This is a genomic window from Methylorubrum podarium, from assembly GCF_022179745.1.
Classification (GTDB): Bacteria; Pseudomonadota; Alphaproteobacteria; order Rhizobiales; family Beijerinckiaceae; genus Methylobacterium; species Methylobacterium podarium.
Map to the genome: position 1 here is coordinate 1 of NZ_BPRD01000552.1, position 6,414 is coordinate 6,414.

At 70.7% G+C, this 6,414-nt stretch carries 6 protein-coding genes and 1 pseudogene; 5 read left to right on the plus strand and 2 right to left on the minus strand.

Annotated features, from left to right (window positions below):
- The coding region (locus MFF42_RS23300) for a peptidylprolyl isomerase (RefSeq protein WP_238258118.1) at positions 1–1,816 on the minus strand (1,816 nt) is incomplete at its 3' end.
- A gap of 223 nt (positions 1,817–2,039) precedes the next feature.
- Between MFF42_RS23300 and tpiA the strand changes: the two genes are divergently transcribed.
- On the plus strand, positions 2,040–2,804 hold the full coding sequence (gene tpiA, locus MFF42_RS23305) for a triose-phosphate isomerase (protein WP_238258120.1): 765 nt from the start codon (positions 2,040–2,042) through the stop codon (positions 2,802–2,804).
- 88 nt (positions 2,805–2,892) lie between these two features.
- Here the strand turns inward: tpiA and MFF42_RS23310 are convergent, their stop codons facing one another.
- Positions 2,893–3,174, minus strand: a complete 282-nt coding sequence (locus tag MFF42_RS23310) for a hypothetical protein (RefSeq protein WP_238258122.1) — start codon at positions 3,172–3,174, stop codon at positions 2,893–2,895.
- Between the two features lie 283 nt (positions 3,175–3,457).
- Between MFF42_RS23310 and secG the strand changes: the two genes are divergently transcribed.
- The 4 genes and pseudogenes from secG to MFF42_RS23330 form a co-directional block, all read left to right on the plus strand.
- A complete protein-coding gene (gene secG, locus MFF42_RS23315; protein WP_238258123.1) occupies positions 3,458–3,934 on the plus strand; it encodes a preprotein translocase subunit SecG in 477 nt (158 codons plus the stop codon).
- Positions 3,935–4,128: 194 nt separating this feature from the next.
- A complete protein-coding gene (gene pyrG, locus MFF42_RS23320) occupies positions 4,129–5,757 on the plus strand; it encodes a CTP synthase (RefSeq protein ID WP_238258125.1) in 1,629 nt (542 codons plus the stop codon).
- A 19-nt stretch (positions 5,758–5,776) separates the two neighbouring features.
- The gene (locus MFF42_RS23325) at positions 5,777–6,175 is read left to right on the plus strand and encodes a DUF350 domain-containing protein (protein WP_238258127.1); all 399 of its coding nucleotides are present in this window, start codon (positions 5,777–5,779) and stop codon (positions 6,173–6,175) included.
- A 4-nt stretch (positions 6,176–6,179) separates the two neighbouring features.
- Positions 6,180–6,414, plus strand: a pseudogene (locus tag MFF42_RS23330) (DUF1190 domain-containing protein); the annotation flags it as partial.

Sequence of the window (6,414 nt, forward strand, 5' to 3'; positions counted from 1 at the left end):
GCAGGTCGTCGGCGAGCGCGGTGCGCAGGGAGGTGACGAGCTGAACGTCGCTCGGCGTGCCGGGGACGAAGGCCGGCACCGTCGCGGCGGTGACCTTGAACACCGCGCGGCCCTCGCCGGAGGGCGCGGAGGCGGCCTTGCCGACCGGCGTCGTGAAGATGCGCTCGACGATCTCCGCCGAGAGCTCGTCCTTGGTCTGGTTGCGGGCGATGTCGGCGACGGCCTTCAGCGGCACGCCCGCCTCCTGCGCCACGGTCTCGATCGCCTCGCCCTTGTCCAGGCGCTCGGCCAGCTCCTTGGACTTCGCCACGAGGCGCTTCTCGACCTCGGCCCTGGTCCAGCCCTTCACCGCCTCGTCGCGCACCTCCTCGAGCGGCTTCTCGTGCGACGGGTCGATCTTGACGACGTCGTACCAGATCGCGCCGCCGTTCTTGGTGCGCAAAGCCTCGGTGTCGTTGCCGACATCGGCCCGGAAGGCGGCCGGCAGCGTGGTCTCCTTGTCCGGAATGCCCTCGACCGGCTTGCCGGAGGGATCGTTGCCCTGGGCATCGACCGCCGGGATGGTGAGCAGCGTTAGGCCCTGGTCCTTGGCGATCTCGGCCAGCGGCTTGGCGGACGAGCGGGCATCCTCGATCGCGTCCTGCACCTTGTCGAAGCCGCCGTCGCGCACCCGGCGCAGCGCGATCTCCCTGCGGATCTCGTCCTTCACCTCGTCGAACGGCTTGACCGTGCCGGGCTCGACCGCCGTGACGCGCAGGAGCACGGTGCCGAAGCGGCCCTTCACCGGCTCGCTCACCTGGCCCTGCTCCAGGGCGAAGGCGGCGTTGCCCACCGCCGGGTCGAACAGCTCCGCCTTGGTCAGGGTGCCGAGATCGAGCTGCTTCGGGTCGAGCCCGCGCTCCGCGGCGACCGTCTCGAACGGCGTCTGCCCGCTCTCGATCTTGGCGCGCGCCTCTCGTGCCGCGGCCTCGTCGGGGAAGCTGATCTGCTGGATGGTGCGCCGCTCCGCCTTGCCGAACCGGCTGTGGTTGGCGTCGTAGACCTTGCGCGCCTCCTCGTCGGACACCGCGTCGGGCTTGGCGAGGGCGGCGGGGTCGAGCACCAGCAGGTTAAGGCTGCGATATTCCGGGGCGCGGAAGGAGGCCTTGTTGTTGTCGTAGTAGGCCTTGAGCTCCTCGTCGGTCGGGGCCGGGATCTCGCCCGCGACGGAGGGGGCCAGCGTCAGCACGGCGGCCTCGCGGCGCTCGGTGGCGTAGCGGTGCACCGCCTCGCGCATGGCCTGCGGCACCGGCGGTTCGGCGACGATGGCGTCGGCGAGCTGCAGGCGGGCGATGACGGAGCGCTGCTCGCGCACGAACATCGCCTCGTTCAGGCCCGCCCGCTGGAGCGTCTGGAAGAACAGGGTCCGGTCGAAGCTGCCGTTGGCGTTCTTGAAGCTCGGCTCGTCCTGGATCGCCCGCAGCACCGCCGCGTCGGAGACGGCGAGCCCGAGATCCCGGGTCTTCTGATCGAGCGCCGCCTCGGTGATGAGCTGGGCCAGCACCTGCCGCTCCAGGCCCATCGCCCGCGCCTGGTCCGGCGTCAGCGTCCGCTTGAGCTGGGCCTGATAGCGTTGGAGCTGGTTCTGGTAGGCGGTGCGCACCTCCTCGGCCGAGATCGCCGTCTTGCCCACCGTGGCGACGGACGTGTTCGATCCGCCGCGGAAGAACTCCTCCACGCCGAAGATCGCCACGCCCGCGATCAGGAAGGTGAAGATCACCGTCAGCACGACCTTGCCGAGCCAATGCTGGCTGGCACTGCGAATGGACTGGAGCATCGGACGCCCGGGCCTAGATCTCTCGAACGCCCCGCCCGCGCGGGCGGGGACCACATGTGAGCCCCGCGATAGACGATCGGGGCGGCGGCGCAAAGGGCATGTCTGTTGCCTGCCCGAACGGGAGCGGGATGGCCGCAAAGGTTGTTTGCGCGCCTAAGCTTGCTCTGCTAGGTCCGCCCACACGCCGAAGACCTTGGATCGAGAGACGGAGAACCGGGACGCCATGGCAAGCGAGGGACGCCGTCCGCTGGTTGCCGGCAACTGGAAGATGAACGGCCTGCGCTCCTCGGTCCCCACCGTCGAGGCGATCCGCAACGGGCTCTCGCCCGCGCTCTCCGAGAAGATTGACGTGCTGATCTGCCCGCCGGCGACGCTGATCTCCTCCTGCGTGGCGGCGGCCTACGGCTCGCCCATCGCCATCGGCGGCCAGAACCTCCATGCCCGCCCGAGCGGCGCCTTCACCGGCTCGATCTCGGCGGAGATGTTCGCCGACCTCGGCGCAACCTACGTGATCGTCGGCCATTCCGAGCGGCGCGCCTACCATTACGAGACCGATGACGGCGTCCACGCCAAGGCGCTCGGCGCCCGCCGCGCCGGCCTGCGCGGCATCATCTGCGTCGGCGAGACCATGGAGGAGCGCCAGCAGGGCCGGGCGCTCGACATCGTGCGCGCGCAGCTCGCCATCGGCCTGCCGAAGGGCGCGACCGGTGACGACACGGTGATCGCCTACGAGCCGGTCTGGGCGATCGGCTCGGGCCGCACGCCGACGGCGAAGGAGATCGCCGAGGTCCACGCCTCCTTACGCGAGATGCTCGACAAGCTTGCCGGCGAGGAGGCGCACAAGATCCGCATCCTCTACGGCGGCTCGGTGAAGCCCTCGAACGCCCGCGAGCTGATGGCGGTGGAGAACGTCGACGGCGCCCTCGTCGGCGGCGCCAGCCTCGTGGCGGAGGACTTTCTGGGGATCTGCCGCGCCTACGAGGCGTAGGGCGGCTCCGGAGCGCGGAAGCTCGCCTGCATTCACGACGAGGAGAGCCTGCCGGTCCGGCGACACGGCCGCGAGGATCGATCCGTCCTCAGTCCTGGCGGGCCGGCGCCTTCGACACGGCTTCCTTGGTCCGCTCGATCATCGACAGCACCGCGACGTAGAACGCCTGCTGCAGCGGACTCATGCCGTCCGGGCGGATCCGGTCGGAGAGGGCCGCCTGCACGTCGTCCATCGCCTTGGCCCGTCCGGCCGGATCGGGGCGCTCCAGGGCGATCCGCAGGAGATCGCTCTGGACCGCGGCCATCTCCTCGCGGTCGGCGCGGTCGATGAAGGCGGCGAGCCGCCCGGCTTCGTGCTGAAAATCGCTCATCCCCGACTCCTCGCACGGGCCGTGCCCTCATGACCATGCTCGCCCGGCGTTTTTCGGGGCGCCCGGTCTCGGCGTCCTGCTGGCGGCCCTGCTCGACACCCCGGCGCGACCGATGCCGCGCCGGGCGTTTGTCCCGTCCCGACGCGCGAAGCCCGGTTGGCGCGGGTGGGCAAACGGTGTAGGAGCCCCCACTTCGTGCAGCGGATACGCGGGCGCGCCGCTTTGGCGCGCGCTCCTGTTCGGCACACCGACAGCGTCCGCGCGAGCGGGCACCGGAATCGCTATGCAGACCGTCCTCATCGTCGTCCACCTCATCATCGTGCTGGCGCTCATCGCCGTGGTGCTGCTGCAGCGCTCGGAGGGCGGGCTCGGGCTCGGCGGCGGCGGAAGCGGCGGCGTCTCCGGCTTCATGACCGGGCGCGGCCAGGCCAACGCGCTCACCCGCGCCACCGCGATCCTCGCGGCCCTGTTCTTCACCACCAGCATCGCGCTCGCGATCATGGCGCACCGCAGCGCCGCGCCCCGCTCGATCCTCGACGAGGCCGGGACGCCGCCCGGCCAGACGCGGCAGAGCGACAAGCCAGTGAACGCCGACAACCTCCTCGACACGCTGCGCGGCGGCGGCGGCGGCGCAGGTCAGGCCGGGCAGCCCGCCTCGGTGCCGACCGACGCCCCCGCCAAGCCGGCGACGCCCGCCCCCGCACCCGCCCAGAGCGCGCCGGCCGCACCGGCAACTCCCGAGGCGCCGCAGTCGCGCTGACGCCACGGCGCGGGTAAACCGCACCGTCCGCGGATAAGACCCTTGCGGCCGGCGCATCGGCCGCGGGGATGGAAAAGACGAATTCCTCAACGGCATGAGGGGCGTGGCCCCGTGCCGCCTCCCGCGTGGCCGGCGGGGTGCGGCAACCGTTGCGGTTTGGCGAATCGCTTGAGCCCCTTTATGGACCAAAGCCCATGACGCGGTACGTTTTCATCACCGGCGGCGTGGTTTCCTCCCTCGGCAAGGGTCTCGCCTCGGCGGCGCTCGCCGCCCTGCTCCAGGCCCGCGGCTACCGCGTCCGCCTGCGCAAGCTCGACCCCTATCTCAACGTCGATCCGGGCACGATGAGCCCGACGCAGCACGGCGAGGTCTTCGTCACCGACGACGGCGCAGAGACCGACCTGGATCTGGGCCATTACGAGCGCTTCACCGGCCTGCCGGCGTCCCGCGCCGACAACGTGACGACGGGGCGGATCTACCTCGACATCATCACCAAGGAGCGGCGCGGCGACTATCTCGGCGCCACGATCCAGGTGATCCCGCACGTCACCAACGCCATCAAGGCGTTCGTGCTCGACGGCAACGACGATTTCGACTTCGTGCTCGTCGAGATCGGCGGCACCGTCGGCGACATCGAGGGCCTGCCCTTCTTCGAGGCGATCCGCCAGATCGGCCAGGAGCGCCCCCGCGGCAGCGTCTGCTACCTGCACCTGACGCTGCTGCCCTACATCCCCTCTGCCGGCGAGCTGAAGACGAAGCCGACGCAGCACTCCGTCAAGGAGCTGCGCTCCATCGGCATCCAGCCCGACATCCTGCTCTGCCGCTGCGACCGGCCGATCCCGATCGAGGAGCGGCGCAAGCTCGGCCTGTTCTGCAACGTGCGGGAGAGCGCGGTCATCGAGGCGCTCGACGTCGACACGATCTACGCCGTGCCGCTCTCCTACCGCGAGGCCGGCCTCGACCGCGAGATCCTGGCGCATTTCGGAATGGAGCCGCCCGAGGAGCCGCGGCTGGAGCAGTGGCAGAAGATCCTCGAGCGGGTGCGCAACCCCGAGGGCGAGGTCACCATCGCCATCGTCGGCAAGTACACGGGCCTGAAGGACGCCTACAAGTCGCTCACCGAGGCGCTGACCCACGGCGGCATCGCCAACAACGTCCGCGTCAACCTCGAATGGATCGAGGCGGAGGTGTTCGAGCGCGAGGACCCGGCGCCGTTCCTGGAGGGCCTGCACGGCATCCTCGTGCCCGGCGGCTTCGGCCAGCGCGGCGCGGAGGGCAAGATCCGCGCGGCCCGCTACGCCCGCGAGCGCAACATCCCGTATTTCGGCATCTGCTTCGGCATGCAGATGGCGGTGATCGAGGCGGCGCGCTCGCTCGCCGGCATCGCGGACGCCAACTCCACCGAGTTCGGCGAGACCAAGGAGCCCGTGGTCGGCCTCCTCACCGAGTGGATGCGCGGCAACGAGCTGGAGCGGCGCGCGGCCGAGAGCGATCTGGGCGGCACCATGCGGCTCGGCGCCTACAAGGCGACCCTCCGCCCGGAGACCAAGATCGCCCAGATGTACGGCGACACCGAGATCTCGGAGCGCCACCGGCACCGCTACGAGGTCAACATGGCCTATCGCGAGTGCCTGGAGGCCAAGGGCCTGCGCTTCTCCGGCACCTCGCCGGACGGGCTCCTGCCCGAGACGGTTGAACACGAGGGCCACCCGTGGTTCATCGGCGTGCAATTCCATCCGGAGCTGAAGTCGCGCCCCTTCGAGCCGCATCCGCTGTTCAAGGGCTTCATCGCCGCCGCGATCGATCAGAGCCGGCTGGTCTGAACCGAAGAAGGAAGCACGGTTGACGACGATCTCGGGCCTTCCGGCCTTCCTCGCCTACTTCGTCGTCTCCCTCGGGCTCACCGCCCTCTACCTCGCGACCTATCTCACCGCGACGGCGCACCGGGAGATCGCCCTGGTGCGCGAGGGCAATCTCGCCGCCGCCCTGGCGCTCGGCGGCAGCCTGCTCGGATACTCGATCCCGCTCTCGGCGGCGGTGCGATACGCCGGCTCGCTCCTCGACTGCATCGTCTGGGGGCTCGTCGCCCTCGTGGTGCAGGTCGCGATCTACTGGCTAATGCGGCCGCTGCTGCCGAACCTGTCACGACGGATCGACGAGGGCCAGACCGCGCCCGCCGTGCTGCTCGGGGCCGCCTCCCTGGCGGGCGGCCTCGTGAACGCCGCCTGCATGAGCTACTGACGTCGTGGCGGACGACCGCGAGTCCCGGGCCGAGTTCGGCCGGCGCAAGCCGGTCGAGCCGGCACCGGCCGTGACACCGCCCGACAGGGCCGCGAGCAAGCGCTCCCAGACCGTCTCCACGGTGCTGGTGGCGAGTGCGGGTCTCGCCGCGCTGGGCCTCGGCAGCCTCGACCGGACCGCGCCGTCGCGAGACGTCCTCGTCTATGTCGATGCCGCGGCCTGCGCCGCCGACGGGCGCA

Bases quoted from the DNA above. Each gene is read 5' to 3' on its own strand.
- tpiA (WP_238258120.1), top strand. From the start codon at position 2,040: ATGGCAAGCGAGGGACGCCGTCCGCTGGTTGCCGGCAACTGGAAGATG.
- MFF42_RS23310 (WP_238258122.1), bottom strand. From the start codon at position 3,174: ATGAGCGATTTTCAGCACGAAGCCGGGCGGCTCGCCGCCTTCATCGAC.
- secG (WP_238258123.1), top strand. From the start codon at position 3,458: ATGCAGACCGTCCTCATCGTCGTCCACCTCATCATCGTGCTGGCGCTC.
- pyrG (WP_238258125.1), top strand. From the start codon at position 4,129: ATGACGCGGTACGTTTTCATCACCGGCGGCGTGGTTTCCTCCCTCGGC.